This window comes from Kitasatospora sp. SUK 42 (assembly GCF_015776785.2).
In the GTDB taxonomy this organism is placed as follows: Bacteria; Actinomycetota; Actinomycetes; order Streptomycetales; family Streptomycetaceae; genus Kitasatospora.
In genome coordinates, this window is sequence record NZ_LFMD02000003.1 from 313487 (window position 1) to 326412 (window position 12926).

The window sequence follows — 12926 nt, forward strand, 5'->3', positions numbered from 1 at the left end:
GGCATGTGCGCTGCCGCCCGGATGCACCCCGATGGACCGGTCGTCGACGCGGCCCTGGTACGGCGGTTGCTCTCCGCCCAGTTCCCGCAGTGGGTGGGCCTTCCGGTCACGCCCGTCGGCTCTCCCGGAGCGGACAACGCGATGTTCCGGCTCGGGCCCGAACTCGCCGTCCGGCTGCCCCGGGTCGAGTGGGCGGCCGGGGACGTCCGCCGGGAGCAGCAGTGGCTGCCCCTGCTGGCACCGCGGTTGCCGCTGCCCGTCCCCGCCCCGCTCGCCGTCGGCCGGCCCGCCGCGGGCTACCCGTGGGAGTGGTCGGTGCTGCGCTGGATCGACGGCGCGAACCCGGCGACGGGCGCCCTGGCCGCGCCCGAGGCGCTGGCCCGCGATCTGGCCGGCTTCGTCAACGCCCTGCGCGCCGTCAACCCGGCGGGCGCCCCAGCCGGCCACCGCAGCGTCCCGCTCGCCTCCCGCGACGGCGCCACCCGCGCGGCGATAGCCCAGCTGACCGGCTCGATCGACACGGATGCCGCAACCGCCCTGTGGGACAAGGCCCTTCGGCTGCCCGAGTACGACGGCCCGCCGGTCTGGATGCACGGCGATCTCACCCCCGGCAACCTGCTGGTCTCCCGGACCGGCCGACTCGCCGCCGTCATCGACTTCGCCCTGATGGGCGTCGGCGACCCGACCGCCGACCTGATCGCCGCCTGGAACCTACTGCCCGCCGCCGCCCGCCCCGCCTTCCGGGCCGCCCTGCGCGCGGACGACGCCATGTGGGCCCGCGGCCGCGCCTGGGCCTTCTCGATAGCCCTGGTGACGATCCCCTACTACCGCCACACCGACCAGGCGCTGACCTCCAACGCCCGGCACGTGGTCCGCGAGATCCTCGCCGACCGCGGCTGGTAGGGGCCGATCGGAGCCGACGGGGACCCCCGGCCGCGCTGTCGGCGGCCGTTGCTATGGTTCTCCCCGCCACTACGGTAGGGGGAACGGTCTTGGCACGTAGCGTGATCGACGTCAGAGTCAGCCGGCGGGTGCTGTGGGTCGGTGGGGACGCGTACCCGCTCGGCCACATCGCCCGGGCACGGCAGCTGGTGTGGTGGCCGCCCAAGCGCTCGCGGGTGATCATCAGGTACGTCCGGCAGGTGATCGGGTTCCTGGTCGCCGTCGGATTCCTCAACGCGCTCACCGGGGGCGCGCTGAACAACACGGGAGCGTCCGCCGTCCCGGGTGTGCTGCTGCTCGGGTTCCTCGCCTACTTCACCTACCGCCTGGTCACCCGGCTGCGGCAGAAGCCGCTCTACAAGCTGGTCATCGAGACCTCCAGCTCCTCGGTCACCGCCGTGGTGAGCCACCACGCCTGGCAGGTCGAGGACCTGATCCAGCGGATCATGGAGGCGATCGACAACCCCCAGGCGGAGTTCGCGATCCAGGTCGAGAACGTCCACATCGGCGACAGGATCAACCAGTACGGGGACCACAACATCGGAAAGCAGGTCGCACTGTGAGCACCTTCCACTTCGGGGACTCGGTCACCCAGCACGGCGACCACAACATCGGCATCGTCAAGAACCAGGGTCCGGTCGACCCCAAGGCGGCGCTGCGCGAACTCGTGACGGCCGTCGGGCAGTTGCGCGAGCAGGTGCCGGCGGAGGACCGCGAGGTGCTGGACGAGTCGCTGGAGGCCATCGGCGACGGCTCCGAGGCCTCGCCGTCCGTGCTGCGGCGGGCGCTGCGCAACATCTCCGGGGTGGCCTCGCTGGTCCGGGCGGGCGCACCGGTGGTGGAGTCCGTCCGCCGGATCCTGGACTCCTTCGACTCCTGAGCCCGCGATTGTCGAACCAGGTCAACAACTTGACTCGGTCAACCCCGCTGCTAGCCTGAGAGGCATGAGCGGACTGCGGGAACGCAAGAAGGAGCGGACGCGGCAGGCCATCTCCGAGGCCGCCATCACGCTCTTCCTGGAACACGGCTTCGACCAGGTGTCGGTGGTGGACGTCGCGGCCGCCGCCGAGGTATCCAAACCCACCCTCTTCACCTACTTCGCCACCAAGGAGGACCTGGTCGTCCACCGCTTCGCCGACCACCAGGAGCAGTCCGCCGAGGTGGTCCGGGGCCGGGCCGACGGCGAGACGGTGCTCGACGCCCTGCGGCGGGACTTCCTCGACGGCCTCGACCGGCGCGACCCGGTCACCGGCCTCAACGACCACCCCCAGGTGCTGGCCTTCACCGCCCTCGTCCACGGCACCCCGAGCCTGGCCGCCCGGGTCGGCGCCTACGTGGCCCGCGCCGAACAGTCCCTCGCCGAGGCGCTGCGCGAGGCCCCCGAGCTCGCCGCGCCGCGCGAACTCACCGCCGCCCTGCTCGCCGCCCAGGTCACCGCCACCCAGCGGGTCCTCGCCCTGCACAACTGGCGGCGCATCCACGAGGGCGGCCGCACCGCCGACGACCTCCACGCCGAGGCCGTCGCCGAGGCCGGGCACGCCTTCGCGCTGCTCGCCCGGGGGTACTGCTCCGGCGTCTGACACCGCCGGCGCCTGACACCGCTGGCGCTTGACACCGCTGGCTAGAGTGCCGCGCATGACGACGCGTCACCTCACGTTCGAAGCCCTGCACAACTTCCGCGACCTGGGCGGCTACCGGGCCGCCGACGGCCGGACCGTACGGTGGGGCCTGCTCCACCGCTCCGACTCCCTCGGCAAGCTCACCTCCCCCGCCGACCTCGACCGGCTCCAGGCCCTCGGCGTACGGACCGTGATCGACCTGCGCTACGACTGGGAGATCGCCGCCAAGGGCCGGGTGCCCGCGTACGACGGGCTGGAGTACCACAACCTCTCGATCGAGCACCGCCCGTACGACCAGGCCGAGATCGACCCGGAGCTCGACCCCTGGCGCTACCTCGCCGACCGCTTCGCCGAGGTCGCCGAGGACGGGGTGAAGGAGATCCGCCAGGCCCTGGAGGTGATCGCCGACGCCGAGGCCCCCGTGGTCTTCCACTGCGCCTCCGGCAAGGACCGCACCGGCCTGATCGCCGCCCTGCTGCTCACCCTGCTCGGCGTCGCCGAGGACGACATCGCCGCCGACTTCGCCCTCACCGAACTCGCCACCCCGCACCTCATCGCCGAGTGGCGGGCCGCCCACCCCGACCGCACCCTGCGCTGGCCCGGCTACGGCCGCGCCCCGGAGACCGTGATCCGCCTCGCCCTGGCCGACCTCGCCACCCGCCACGGCTCCGTCGAGGCCTACCTCACCGGCACCCTCGGCCTCGATCGCGCCCGGATCGACGCCCTGCGCACCCGGCTGCTGACCGACTGACCCGTCGGTGGGCCGGTCCAGGCCCCGGGGTGGACGACGCGGACGCCGCCCTGGGCTTCCAGGCGCTGCACGACCACACCGCGGACGGCTACCGCGCCCTGGTCGGCCTCCACACCCCCGACCTGGCCGCCACCCGCACCCACCCGCACACCCACGGCGTCCGCACCTGGGCCGAACGCGACGACCCCGACAGCAGCTCCCTGCACCTGGCCGACCTCCACGGCGACCCGCTCGTCGCGGTCCACCTGCGCGAGCCCACGGGGTGACGCACAGGAAGTCGGATCCGCCGACTTCCTGTGCAGGGCCGCCCCTCCTCAGAACCCAGCAGGTTGTCAAGCGCGGCCCCACGGACCAGCGCGGGGCGGATACCGTTGGGACCACAGGGCCCGGCCCGGCGCCGGGTGAGCCAACGAGGAAGGGGTTGGTGGGAATGAGTGCCCAGCCCGCCGAACACGGGCACGGTGGGGGCCGCCTGGGCCTGCCGCCGATGAACACGGTTCAGGAACTGCGGGCCGCGCTGCGGACTGGCCACGGCTTCCCCGGCGACGCGGAGCGCCTGGACGCCGAACTCGCCGAGCAGCTGCTGCGCCGGGTGCCGGTCGACCAGCTCGACCAGGTCGGGGAGGTGGGCACGGTGGTCGACCTGGTCGCGGTCGCCGAGATCGTCGCCGCCTACCGGGGCCGGGTACTGCTCGCAGCCGACCGCGAGGCGACCGACGCCGTGAATGAGGCCGTGAACGACCTGCTGGCCAGGCAGGGCGCCGAGTGAACGACCCGCACGACCTGCACGACCCGGGCAGCACGGTGGTCGCGGTTGTCACCGATCGAGCCGCCCAACGGGCCAAGGAACTCGGTGTCACCGAGGCCCTTGAGGCGCTGCGCGCCGAACTGGAACACGAGCCCCGGCTCGGCCGCCACATCCGCACGGTCACCGAAGGCACGCAGCAGGTCGAGCTCTACTCCACTCGGATCGAGGGCGACCCGGCGGCCGGTCGTCCGGCCGTCAATGTGGTGCATGCCTTCGCGCCCGCACCACCGTGGCCCCCGACCGTGCGGATCGCCGCAGTCGTACCCGAGGATCCGCTCCACCCCGGGCCGTGAACCGGGGTGGCCCGCGCCCTACCGCCTGCGAGGCTTGCCGGAACGGCCGCCGCCCTGCGGCCTGGCCGCGCCACGCGGCTTGCGCGAGGCGGCGGGCGCAGGGGAGGTGGACGTCTCCGGCCAGTGGGTGGGGCGGGTGAGGGTGGCGGGGAGGCGGGTGGTGGCGTCGCCTCGGGCGGCGTTGAGCTGGATCTGGGTGAGGAAGAGGGCCGTGGTGAGGTCGGCGCCGGCCAGGTTGGCGTCGCGGAGGTCGGCGCCGATGAGGTCGGCCAGGCGCAGGTCGGCGCCGGAGAGGTCGGCGGCGACGAGGAGGGCCCCGCGCAGGTTGGCGCCCTGGAGGTCGGCGCCGCGCAGGCGGGCTCCGAAGAGGTCGGCGCCGCGGTGTTCGCGGCGGCGGGGGACGGCGGCGCGGACGAGTTCGCTGGCGCGCAGCAGCAGTTCGGCGATCCGCGCGCGGTGGGCCGGGACGTCGAGGGCGAGGATCTCCTCGGGGGTGCCGCCGGCCAGCCGGTCGGTCTCCTCCAGGGCCGCGCGCAGTTCGGCGTGGACGGCGCGGGCGGGTTCGAAGGTGAGCGCCTCGGTGAGGTGGCGGAGCAGTTCGTGGAGCTGCCGCACGATCGGGAAGACGTCGAACATCGGCCGGGCGCTCGACGGCTCCTCCCGCCAGCTCACCCCGCCGAAGGTGACCTGGGAGACCCTCTGCCCGGCGCCGAAGCAGTCGTAGACGGTGCAGCCCTGGAATCCGCTGTCGCGCAGCCGGGCGTGAATGCCACAGCCGAAGTCGTCCTGGAGGTTGCGGCAGGGGGTGCCGGCGGCCTTGTCAACGGCGAAGTCGGCGCCGGCCGCGAAGGGCAGGACGACGCAGCAGAGCCCGAAGCAGCTGCGGCAGTCGGACTGGAGCGGGGTCGGCGCGGCGGCCGTCCGGTCCTGCGGCGGCTCGGTCTCGCGCACGTTCCGGGGTCCTTCCAGCAGCGGGGTGTTTCGAGTGCCAAATCCTACTGGGCAGGGCCACCCCGACGCCGGTAAGGTGCCGATCGACTCAGTGGCCATTACCAACAGCAGGGGGTAGACGGTATGCGGCAGTCGGACATCAGAGAGCTGGTCCGGATGTGGATCAGCGGATGGACCGTCTCCCGGGGCGCCGCCGAACCGGTGGACCAGCCCTGGGGCTGGACCATCGACGTCGGCGCACCCGTCGGCGAGGTGGCCCGGCACGTGCTGCCCGAACCGACCGAGGCCGAGGTCCGCAAGCTCGCCGAGACCACCACCGCGCCGACCACCTGGCTGAAGCTGTTCGCCGGGGACGACACCGTACGGCCCTGGCTCGGCCCGCGGTGGCGGCTGGACCAGCCGGGCTTCCTGATGACCGCCCCGCTCACCCCCGAGCGGCCCGAGCTCCCGGCCGGCTACACCGTGACCACCTGGGAGCGCGGCGGAGTGCTCCGGGCGCTGATCCGCACCGAGGCCGGGCACCTGGCCGCGCGCGGGCAGGCGGGCCTGTCCGCGGACGGCCGGGTGGCGGTGCCGGACCAGATCACCACCGCCCCCGAGCACCGCCGCCGGGGCCTGGGCTCCGTGGTGATGCGGACGCTCCAGTCCGCCGCGTACGAGACCGGCGCACGCACCGGCGTGCTGGTCGGCACCCTGGAGGGGCAGGCGCTCTACGTCACGCTGGGCTGGACCACCCACTCCCCGATGGCGAGCCTGGTCCTGGAGCCCGAAGCGGCTTAGCGGTACGGCGCCAGCTCCGGGCGCTTCGCCGGGCGGCCGTCGCCGGAGGAGCGGCCGGTGAGGCGGCGGCCGATCCACGGGCCGAGGTGGGTGCCCAGCCAGCGGGCGTCGGAGCGCAGCCGCTCGGTGCGGCCGCGCGGGGCGGCGGGCGGCAGCGGGGCGCGCCAGTCGAAGGCGGCGGGGCGGCCGAGCGCCTCCAGCACGCCCTCGGCGACCCGGCGGTGGCCCTCGGGCGACAGGTGCAGCCGGTCCTCGGCCCAGAGCCGGCGGTCGTCGAAGCAGGGCGCGGAGAAGAGGTCGACGACGGCGAAGCCGTCCTGCTGCCCGAGTTCCTGCACGAAGGCCTTCAGTCGCAGGATGGTGGGCAGCAGCCGGGCGCTGCCGGCCAGTCGGCGGGTGGGGTCGGTGCTGGTGAACAGCACCACGGTGGCGCCGGTGGCGCCCAGTTCGGCGGCGCAGTGGCCGAGCAGCCGCTCGACCCGGTCGATGTCGCAGCCGGGGCGCAGCACGTCGTTGAGGCCGCCGGCCAGGGTGACGAGTTCGGCGCCCATGGCAGTGGCGGCGGCGAGCTGTTCGTCGTGGATCTGGCCGATGAGCTTGCCGCGCACGGCGAGGTTGGCGTAGCGGAAGCCGTCGGCCGGGGCGTCGGCGGCCAGCGTCGAGGCGACCCGGTCGGCCCAGCCGCGGTAGTGGCCGTCGGGCAGCAGGTCGTCGCACATGCCCTCGGTGAAGGAGTCCCCGACGGCGACGTAGCTGGCGTAGCTGCGGTGGGTGGTGGGCACGTACGGTCTCCGCTCTCCCGGGTTGGCTCCGCGGTCCGACGATCGTACGTGTGCGCCTGCGGGCCGGAGCAGCGAGGGCCGGAGTACCGAGGGTCTGGACGCCAAGGGCCGGGGCACAAGGGCCGGCGCTCATTCGGCGTCCACTGTTCGTTTATCGGCCCGCGCCATCCTGAGGGCACGGGGCGGCGGCCGGCGACGGGGGCCTTGCCGCCGCCCCACCGGCCCGCCCCATCCGGCCCGCTCCATCCGGCCAGGGTCACCCCGCGACGGTCGCGCTCCGAGCCGTGAACCAGTGCTCCCGCACCGCGTCGGTGGGCCGCTGCTCGCCGAGGGCGCCCAGCCCCCACGCCCCCAGGGCCTCTATCACCGGCCGCAGTTCACGTCCGCGCTCGGTCAGCTCGTACACCGTCGCGTTGGCCGGCCGTTCCAGCCTGCGCCGCTCCGCGAGCCCGTCGCCCTCCAGCTGCTTGAGCCGGGCGGCGAGGATGTCGGTGGAGACGCCGGGCAGGTCGGCGTGCAGGTCGGTGTAGCGGCGCGGGCCGTCGAGGAGTTCACGGACGATCAGGAGGCTCCAGCGCTCGCCCACCGCGTCCAGGGCGCGGGCGACGGCGCAGTACTGGTCGTAGCTTCGGCGTGACATGTGGATCAGCATAGCCAAGAGGTTGGACTTTCCAAGTGCTCACTTGGTAGAACAAAGCAGCAGCAACGAAGCGGGTGGTGACGGTCGGGAGGCCGCAGATGGAGTTTCGACAGTCCAGCAAGCTCAACGACGTGTGCTACGAGATCCGCGGTCCGGTGGTCGACCAGGCCAACGCGCTGGAGGAGGCCGGGCACACCGTACTGCGGCTGAACACCGGCAACCCGGCGCCGTTCGGCTTCGAGGCGCCGGAGGAGATCATCCAGGACATCATCCGCAACCTGCCCAAGGCGCACGGCTACAGCGACTCGCGCGGCATCCTGCCGGCCCGCCGCGCGGTGGTGCAGTACTACCAGCAGCGCGGGGTCCAGGGCGTCACCGTCAACGACGTCTACCTCGGCAACGGCGTCTCCGAGCTGATCCAGATGGCCGTCACCGCGCTGGTCGACGACGGCGACGAGGTGCTCGTCCCGATGCCCGACTACCCGCTGTGGACGGCGGCGGTCCGGCTGGCCGGCGGCAAGGCCGTGCACTACCTGTGCGACGAAGAGGCCGAGTGGTACCCGGACCTGGACGACATCGCCGCCAAGATCACCGCCCGGACCAAGGCGATCGTCGTCATCAACCCCAACAACCCCACCGGCGCGGTCTACCCGAAGGAACTGCTGGAGGGCATCCTCGACCTGGCCCGCCGCCACCACCTGATGGTGCTGGCCGACGAGATCTACGACAAGATCCTCTACGACGGCGCCGAGCACCACTGCCTGGCGGCCCTGGCCGACGACGTGCTCACCCTCACCTTCAACGGCCTCTCCAAGTCCTACCGGGTGGCCGGCTTCCGCAGCGGCTGGCTGGTCGTCTCCGGCCCCAAGCAGCACGCCACCGACTACCTGGAGGGCCTGACCATGCTCTCCGGCATGCGGCTGTGCCCCAACGTGCCCGCGCAGTACGCCGTGCAGGCGGCCCTCGGCGGCCACCAGTCCATCAACGACCTGGTGCTGCCGAACGGGCGGCTCACCGAGCAGCGCGACATCGCGGTCAAGGCGCTCAACGAGATCCCCGGCGTCAGCTGCGTCAAGCCCAAGGGCGCCCTGTACGCCTTCGCCAGGCTCGACCCGGCCGTGCACCGGATCGTCGACGACGAGCGCTTCGTGCTGGACCTGCTGCTGCGCGAGAAGATCCACGTCGTCCAGGGCACCGGCTTCAACTGGCCCCGCCCGGACCACTTCCGCTTCGTCACCCTGCCGCGCGCCGACGACCTGGAGACGGCCGTGAACCGGATCGGGCGCTTCCTGGCCACGTACCGGCAGAGCTGACCCACGTAGGCTGGGCGGCCATGACCGTCCTTCGCTCCGTCGCCCTGTTCGTGCTCGCCGCGCTCGCCGAGATCGGCGGCTGCTGGCTGGTCTGGCAGAGCGTGCGGGAGCAACGGCCGTGGTGGCTGGCCGGGTTGGGCGTGGTGCTGCTCGGCGCGTACGGCTTCGTCGCGGCGCTGCAACCGGACAGCCACTTCGGCCGGGTGCTGGCCGCGTACGGCGGGGTGTTCGTGGCCGGCTCGCTGCTGTGGGGCGTGTTCGTGGACGGCTTCCGGCCGACCCGCTACGACGTGCTGGGCGCGCTGATCTGCCTGGCCGGGGTCGCCGTGATCATGTACGGGCCCCGGCGCTGAGGTCCTCCCCCGGCGCCGGGGCCCGTCGGCCGCGTTCGGGGACTACCAGCCCCAGCCGCCGCCCTGGCCGTCGTCGTCCCGGTCGGAGTCCCAGCCCTCGCCGACCTTGCGCAGGATCGAGTAGTTGTCGATCTGCTTGCCGTCCTCGGTCAGCGCGGTGACCTTCATGACCGACTTCTGGCCCAGGCGGGCCGGGGTCACATCGACCTTGATGAACGAGTAGCCGGTGTAGCGCACCCTCGACCACTGGATGGTCTCGGGGACCTTCACCTTGCCCTTGCCCCAGTAGTAGGTCTTCACCTCGTCCTGGTGGTTCTCGTGGCCCTCGTAGGTGTCCGGCACGTCGAACTTGTACAGGCTGCGGCCGGCCGCACCCGCGGTCACGTAGACCACGCCGTCCTTCGCGGGCTCGATGGTGGCGCCGCTCGGCACCTGCTTCGAGACCTTGTTGCCCAGGATGGCGTCGGTGCGCTCGTAGATGTGGTTGTGGCCGTTGATGACCAGGTCCACCCGGTACTTCTCGAACAGCGGCACCCAGGCCTCGCGGACACCGCCCTCGGAGGCGTGCGCGACGGTGGTGGAGAAGGCGCAGTGGTGGAAGAAGACCACGACGAAGTCGATGGTCTCGTCGTTGCGCAGGTCCTTGAGGGTGCGCTCCAGCCACTTGGTCTGCTTGTTCGCCGAGATGCCGAGGTTGGCCGGGATCTCGTACGAGACGTCGTTGGCGTCCAGGGAGATGACGCCGACGTTCTTGTAGCGGAACGTGTAGACGCCGGGGACCGTGCGCGGGTCCGGGCCGTTGTTCGGCAGGAAGAAGCGGGCGTTGTCGCCGCCGTAGCCGTTGGGCGAGTACCAGGCCTCGACGTCGTGGTTGCCGTACGCGACCATCCACGGGATGTCGGCGGCGACCGTCTCGGTCTGGACCAGGAAGGAATCCCAGGTCTTGGCGTCGTACGCGACCTTGTCCGGGTCCGTGCCGGTGCCCTTCGGGTCCGCGTAGCAGATGTCGCCGGCGTGCAGGTGGAAGGCCGGCTTCTGGGCCCGGATGATGTTGTCGTTGGCCTTGGCGTCGTCGCTCACGCCCTGGTCACCGAAGGCGGTGAAGGTGAACGGCTCGTACACCTTGCCCCAGCGGTGGTCGCGGGAGGGCGCGGTGCGGAAGGTGTGCAGGGTGGAGATCTGCTGCTGCGAGGCCGGGTCGAAGCCCTCGTGGCCGACACCGTAGTAGTAGGTGGTGTCGGGGCGGAGGTCCTCCAGCGCCACGTGCAGGTAGTACTGGTCCACCGGCTGGCTGCCCGGGGCCAGCGCCGGGGTGTGCAGGGCGCGGACCTCGGCCTGGACCTTGTGGCTCAGCTCCCACGGGGTCTTGCCGTAGCGCAGGAACGGCTTCTTGACCGGCGCCGGGACCTGCCAGGAGACGCGGAACTGGGTGTCCGGCTCGGGGCCGAACTGGAGGTGACGGCCGATCGGCGCGACCAGCGCGCCGTCGATGCCGGCGGTCGTGCCACCGGTCAGCAGCTGCGGGGTCGCCGGGGCGGCGAAGGCCGTCCCGCTGCCCAGCGCACCGCCGACGGCGACGGCGCCCACGGTGACGGCGCCGGCGCGCAGCATCCGGCGGCGGGAGAAGCGGGCCCGCAGGTACTCGTGCTGCTCGGCCATGCTCATGCGGTCGGCAAGCTTGGCCGGCACGCCCATGTTGGGGATATCCATGCGCGGGACTCTGTCAGCGACGCGTTGACCACACGCGGACTTCCGGTGAACGGGGCTCTGCGCGTCCCCCACTCGAACACCAACGTTCGACCATGGTTAGGTAAAGAGCATGTTCATACCGATTCAACGTCGGATCATGGCCCCCGTCGCCCACGTGGTCTGACGTCCCGTCGCGGCCACCGCGGTCAGGAGGAGGGCTCGCCCCAGTGGGTCTCGGCCCGGTCGCCGGTGCCGTCGCAGGTGCGGCAGATCTCGTCCCGGTAGGCGTGCTTGGCGCCGATCGCGTCCACCCGGTAGCGCACGTAGACCCCGGTGCCGTCGCAGAGGAAGCAGTTGCCGCCCCCACCGCCCACCTCGGTGGTACCGGTGCCCTGGCAGGTCCGGCAGCTGAGACCGGCGGTCCGGCCGGTGCCCGCGCAGATGCGGCAGACCGTCGTCATCGTCTTCCTCCCCGGGCAAGGAACCGCTCGATGCCACCGGTCATGGTAGTGGTCGGGCCCTGCGGCCGCCCCAAGATCGATCCGATGATCAGTCAGCTCATGGACGACCGGGCGGCCGGCTCACTCGGTCTGCTCACTCGGCCAGCTGCTCGCGGACCCGGCGGGAGACCGAGATCAGCTGGAGGTCGAGCAGGCCCGGCGGATCGGCGAGGCCGGGGCCGCCGGCGTGCACCCAGGCGGCTATGTCGTCGATCATCTCGTCCATCAGCACGAAGCCGAGCCAGACCGGGCGGCCGCCCGCCGCCCGGCCCTCCGCGGAGGGGCCGACCACCACCACGTTGGACTGGGTGCACACGTCCAGGCACTTCACCGCGCGCACCCGCCCCGCCGAGCCGACCGCCGTACGCAGCCGCTCGTACTGCCCCGCGTGGTCCACCCCCGGGTGCTTGGCCTCGGTGCCGCAGCAGCAGCCCCGGCAGACGGTGACGGTCACCGGGGAGCCGGAGCCCTGCTTGCGGTCGCGGTCTCGGCGGCTCATCGGCTGCGGTACTCCCCCTGGTCGGCGGTCCTGGTCTGCGGTTCTGCTCCGCGGTCCTGCTCCGCGGGCGTGCCCGCACCGGCACTGTACCCGCCGGCCGGGGGCGTGCGGCCCGAGCGAGCGCCCCTCACTAGGATGCTGGCCACCCGTGCCGGGCCCACCCCGGCGGAGGACTGGTCCCGGGGATTCCGGAGGAGGACGGACGGATGCCGAAGCGGAGGGCCCGGGGCCTGTGGGTCGCGGTGACCGTGGGGGTGGTCGGCGTCCTGTGCGCGGCCCTCGGACTCTCGGTGGTGCTCACCGGCGGCTACTCCGTGCACCGGATGGACGGCACCGCGATGCGGCCGACGCTCCAGCAGGGCGACCGGATGCTGACCGACCGGGTCGCGGCCCGGGACGTGCGGCGCGGCGAGATCCACGTCGTCGACTCCCCCTGGGACTTCCCGTACCCCGTCGTCTCCCGGGTGATGGCCCTCGGCGGGGACCGCATCGCCTGCGCCGGCGGGCAGCTCAGCCTCAACGGGCAGCCGCTGGACGAGCCGCTCGACCGGCAGGCCGGCACCTGCGCCCACGACTTCGACGTCACCGTCCCGCCCGGCCGCGCCTTCCTGATGGGCGACCGGCGGGACGAGGCGATCGACTCCCGGCTCAGGACCGCGGACGGGCAGCAGGGCACCGTCGACCTCGCCAAGCTGACCGGGGGCCGGGTGGTCTGGCACTCCGGCACCGGCTCCCCCGTCCTCCCCGGCAAGCTCATCGGCGCGGCGGTCCTACTGGTCATCGGCCTGCTGCTCGCCCTGCTCGGGCTGATCGCCGCGGTCGTCACCGCCTCCATCGCCACCGTCCGCCGCCGCGCCTGACGGAGCGCGCCGTGCCGCCGTGGGGCGGTCCGTACGGCCGTGGGGCGGTCCGGCTATCCGAAAAGCTGCGGTCCCGTGGCCGAAAGTGGATAGGCGCGCGGGCGCCGCTCCGGAAGGCTGGACCCGAGCAGTGGCGGTGCGCCCCC

Annotated in this window: 17 protein-coding genes and 1 pseudogene; 12 read left to right on the plus strand and 6 right to left on the minus strand. The window is 72.7% G+C overall.

Translation table 11 applies throughout. The features are described from left to right. Window positions 1-3 precede the first annotated feature (3 nt). The 8 genes from RZ50_RS11045 to RZ50_RS11080 all read left to right on the plus strand — a co-directional run bounded on the left by RZ50_RS11045 (window position 4) and on the right by RZ50_RS11080 (window position 4413). Window positions 4-903, plus strand: coding sequence for an aminoglycoside phosphotransferase family protein (locus tag RZ50_RS11045; RefSeq protein WP_254802449.1), 900 nt, complete (start codon window positions 4-6; stop codon window positions 901-903). 89 nt (window positions 904-992) lie between these two features. Beyond that, the gene (locus RZ50_RS11050; RefSeq protein WP_217680487.1) at window positions 993-1505 is read left to right on the plus strand and encodes a DUF6232 family protein; all 513 of its coding nucleotides are present in this window, start codon (window positions 993-995) and stop codon (window positions 1503-1505) included. Then, on the plus strand, window positions 1502-1822 hold the full coding sequence (locus RZ50_RS11055; RefSeq protein WP_196949876.1) for a hypothetical protein: 321 nt from the start codon (window positions 1502-1504) through the stop codon (window positions 1820-1822). The genes RZ50_RS11050 and RZ50_RS11055 overlap by 4 nt, the downstream gene beginning before the upstream one ends. Window positions 1823-1886: 64 nt before the next feature. Beyond that, window positions 1887-2522, plus strand: coding sequence for a TetR/AcrR family transcriptional regulator (locus RZ50_RS11060; protein WP_196949877.1), 636 nt, complete (start codon window positions 1887-1889; stop codon window positions 2520-2522). A 55-nt stretch (window positions 2523-2577) separates the two neighbouring features. Then, window positions 2578-3312, plus strand: a complete 735-nt coding sequence (locus tag RZ50_RS11065; RefSeq protein WP_196949878.1) for a tyrosine-protein phosphatase — start codon at window positions 2578-2580, stop codon at window positions 3310-3312. A 29-nt stretch (window positions 3313-3341) separates the two neighbouring features. Next, window positions 3342-3578: a hypothetical protein gene (locus RZ50_RS11070; protein WP_196949879.1), complete on the plus strand. Its 237-nt coding sequence runs from the start codon at window positions 3342-3344 to the stop codon at window positions 3576-3578. A gap of 164 nt (window positions 3579-3742) precedes the next feature. Beyond that, window positions 3743-4081, plus strand: coding sequence for a hypothetical protein (locus RZ50_RS11075; RefSeq protein WP_196949880.1), 339 nt, complete (start codon window positions 3743-3745; stop codon window positions 4079-4081). Next, window positions 4078-4413, plus strand: a complete 336-nt coding sequence (locus tag RZ50_RS11080) for a hypothetical protein (protein WP_196949881.1) — start codon at window positions 4078-4080, stop codon at window positions 4411-4413. The genes RZ50_RS11075 and RZ50_RS11080 overlap by 4 nt, the downstream gene beginning before the upstream one ends. Window positions 4414-4431: 18 nt before the next feature. Here RZ50_RS11080 and RZ50_RS11085 read toward each other — a convergent pair whose 3' ends face one another. Continuing rightward, on the minus strand, window positions 4432-5364 hold the full coding sequence (locus RZ50_RS11085) for a pentapeptide repeat-containing protein (protein WP_308271586.1): 933 nt from the start codon (window positions 5362-5364) through the stop codon (window positions 4432-4434). 123 nt (window positions 5365-5487) lie between these two features. On the opposite strand from RZ50_RS11085, the gene RZ50_RS11090 reads away from it, so the two are divergent. Further along, window positions 5488-6144, plus strand: coding sequence for a GNAT family N-acetyltransferase (locus RZ50_RS11090; RefSeq protein WP_196949883.1), 657 nt, complete (start codon window positions 5488-5490; stop codon window positions 6142-6144). Here RZ50_RS11090 and RZ50_RS11095 read toward each other — a convergent pair. Beyond that, window positions 6141-6926: an SGNH/GDSL hydrolase family protein gene (locus RZ50_RS11095; protein ID WP_196949884.1), complete on the minus strand. Its 786-nt coding sequence runs from the start codon at window positions 6924-6926 to the stop codon at window positions 6141-6143. The genes RZ50_RS11090 and RZ50_RS11095 overlap by 4 nt on opposite strands. 286 nt (window positions 6927-7212) lie before the next feature. Beyond that, a pseudogene (locus tag RZ50_RS11100) lies at window positions 7213-7566 on the minus strand (winged helix-turn-helix transcriptional regulator); the annotation flags it as partial. Window positions 7567-7664: 98 nt separating this feature from the next. Between RZ50_RS11100 and RZ50_RS11105 the strand changes: the two are divergent. Both RZ50_RS11105 and RZ50_RS11110 read left to right on the plus strand, forming a co-directional pair. Then, on the plus strand, window positions 7665-8879 hold the full coding sequence (locus RZ50_RS11105) for a pyridoxal phosphate-dependent aminotransferase (protein ID WP_196949886.1): 1215 nt from the start codon (window positions 7665-7667) through the stop codon (window positions 8877-8879). Between the two features lie 20 nt (window positions 8880-8899). Next, the gene (locus RZ50_RS11110; RefSeq protein ID WP_196949887.1) at window positions 8900-9232 is read left to right on the plus strand and encodes a YnfA family protein; all 333 of its coding nucleotides are present in this window, start codon (window positions 8900-8902) and stop codon (window positions 9230-9232) included. Window positions 9233-9274: 42 nt separating this feature from the next. Here the strand turns inward: RZ50_RS11110 and RZ50_RS11115 are convergent, their stop codons facing one another. From RZ50_RS11115 to RZ50_RS11125, 3 genes are all read right to left on the minus strand, one after another. Then, on the minus strand, window positions 9275-10942 hold the full coding sequence (locus RZ50_RS11115) for a metallophosphoesterase family protein (RefSeq protein WP_196949888.1): 1668 nt from the start codon (window positions 10940-10942) through the stop codon (window positions 9275-9277). A 185-nt stretch (window positions 10943-11127) separates the two neighbouring features. After that, window positions 11128-11382, minus strand: a complete 255-nt coding sequence (locus tag RZ50_RS11120) for a hypothetical protein (RefSeq protein WP_196949889.1) — start codon at window positions 11380-11382, stop codon at window positions 11128-11130. 133 nt (window positions 11383-11515) lie between these two features. Further along, window positions 11516-11920, minus strand: coding sequence for a (2Fe-2S) ferredoxin domain-containing protein (locus tag RZ50_RS11125; protein WP_196949890.1), 405 nt, complete (start codon window positions 11918-11920; stop codon window positions 11516-11518). Between the two features lie 206 nt (window positions 11921-12126). Here RZ50_RS11125 and lepB point away from each other — a divergent pair, with 206 nt between their 5' ends. Beyond that, a complete protein-coding gene (lepB, locus tag RZ50_RS11130) occupies window positions 12127-12780 on the plus strand; it encodes a signal peptidase I (RefSeq protein WP_196949891.1) in 654 nt (217 codons plus the stop codon). Window positions 12781-12926 lie beyond the last annotated feature (146 nt).

What these genes read in the sequence shown, in the direction of transcription:
- RZ50_RS11065 (WP_196949878.1), top strand. Translation starts at nt 2,578, where the DNA reads ATGACGACGCGTCACCTCACGTTCGAAGCCCTGCACAACTTCCGCGAC.
- RZ50_RS11060 (WP_196949877.1), top strand. Translation starts at nt 1,887, where the DNA reads ATGAGCGGACTGCGGGAACGCAAGAAGGAGCGGACGCGGCAGGCCATC.
- RZ50_RS11120 (WP_196949889.1), bottom strand. Translation starts at nt 11,382, where the DNA reads ATGACGACGGTCTGCCGCATCTGCGCGGGCACCGGCCGGACCGCCGGT.
- RZ50_RS11075 (WP_196949880.1), top strand. Translation starts at nt 3,743, where the DNA reads ATGAGTGCCCAGCCCGCCGAACACGGGCACGGTGGGGGCCGCCTGGGC.
- lepB (WP_196949891.1), top strand. Translation starts at nt 12,127, where the DNA reads ATGCCGAAGCGGAGGGCCCGGGGCCTGTGGGTCGCGGTGACCGTGGGG.
- RZ50_RS11115 (WP_196949888.1), bottom strand. Translation starts at nt 10,942, where the DNA reads ATGGATATCCCCAACATGGGCGTGCCGGCCAAGCTTGCCGACCGCATG.
- RZ50_RS11090 (WP_196949883.1), top strand. Translation starts at nt 5,488, where the DNA reads ATGCGGCAGTCGGACATCAGAGAGCTGGTCCGGATGTGGATCAGCGGA.
- RZ50_RS11125 (WP_196949890.1), bottom strand. Translation starts at nt 11,920, where the DNA reads ATGAGCCGCCGAGACCGCGACCGCAAGCAGGGCTCCGGCTCCCCGGTG.
- RZ50_RS11045 (WP_254802449.1), top strand. Translation starts at nt 4, where the DNA reads ATGTGCGCTGCCGCCCGGATGCACCCCGATGGACCGGTCGTCGACGCG.
- RZ50_RS11110 (WP_196949887.1), top strand. Translation starts at nt 8,900, where the DNA reads ATGACCGTCCTTCGCTCCGTCGCCCTGTTCGTGCTCGCCGCGCTCGCC.
- RZ50_RS11105 (WP_196949886.1), top strand. Translation starts at nt 7,665, where the DNA reads ATGGAGTTTCGACAGTCCAGCAAGCTCAACGACGTGTGCTACGAGATC.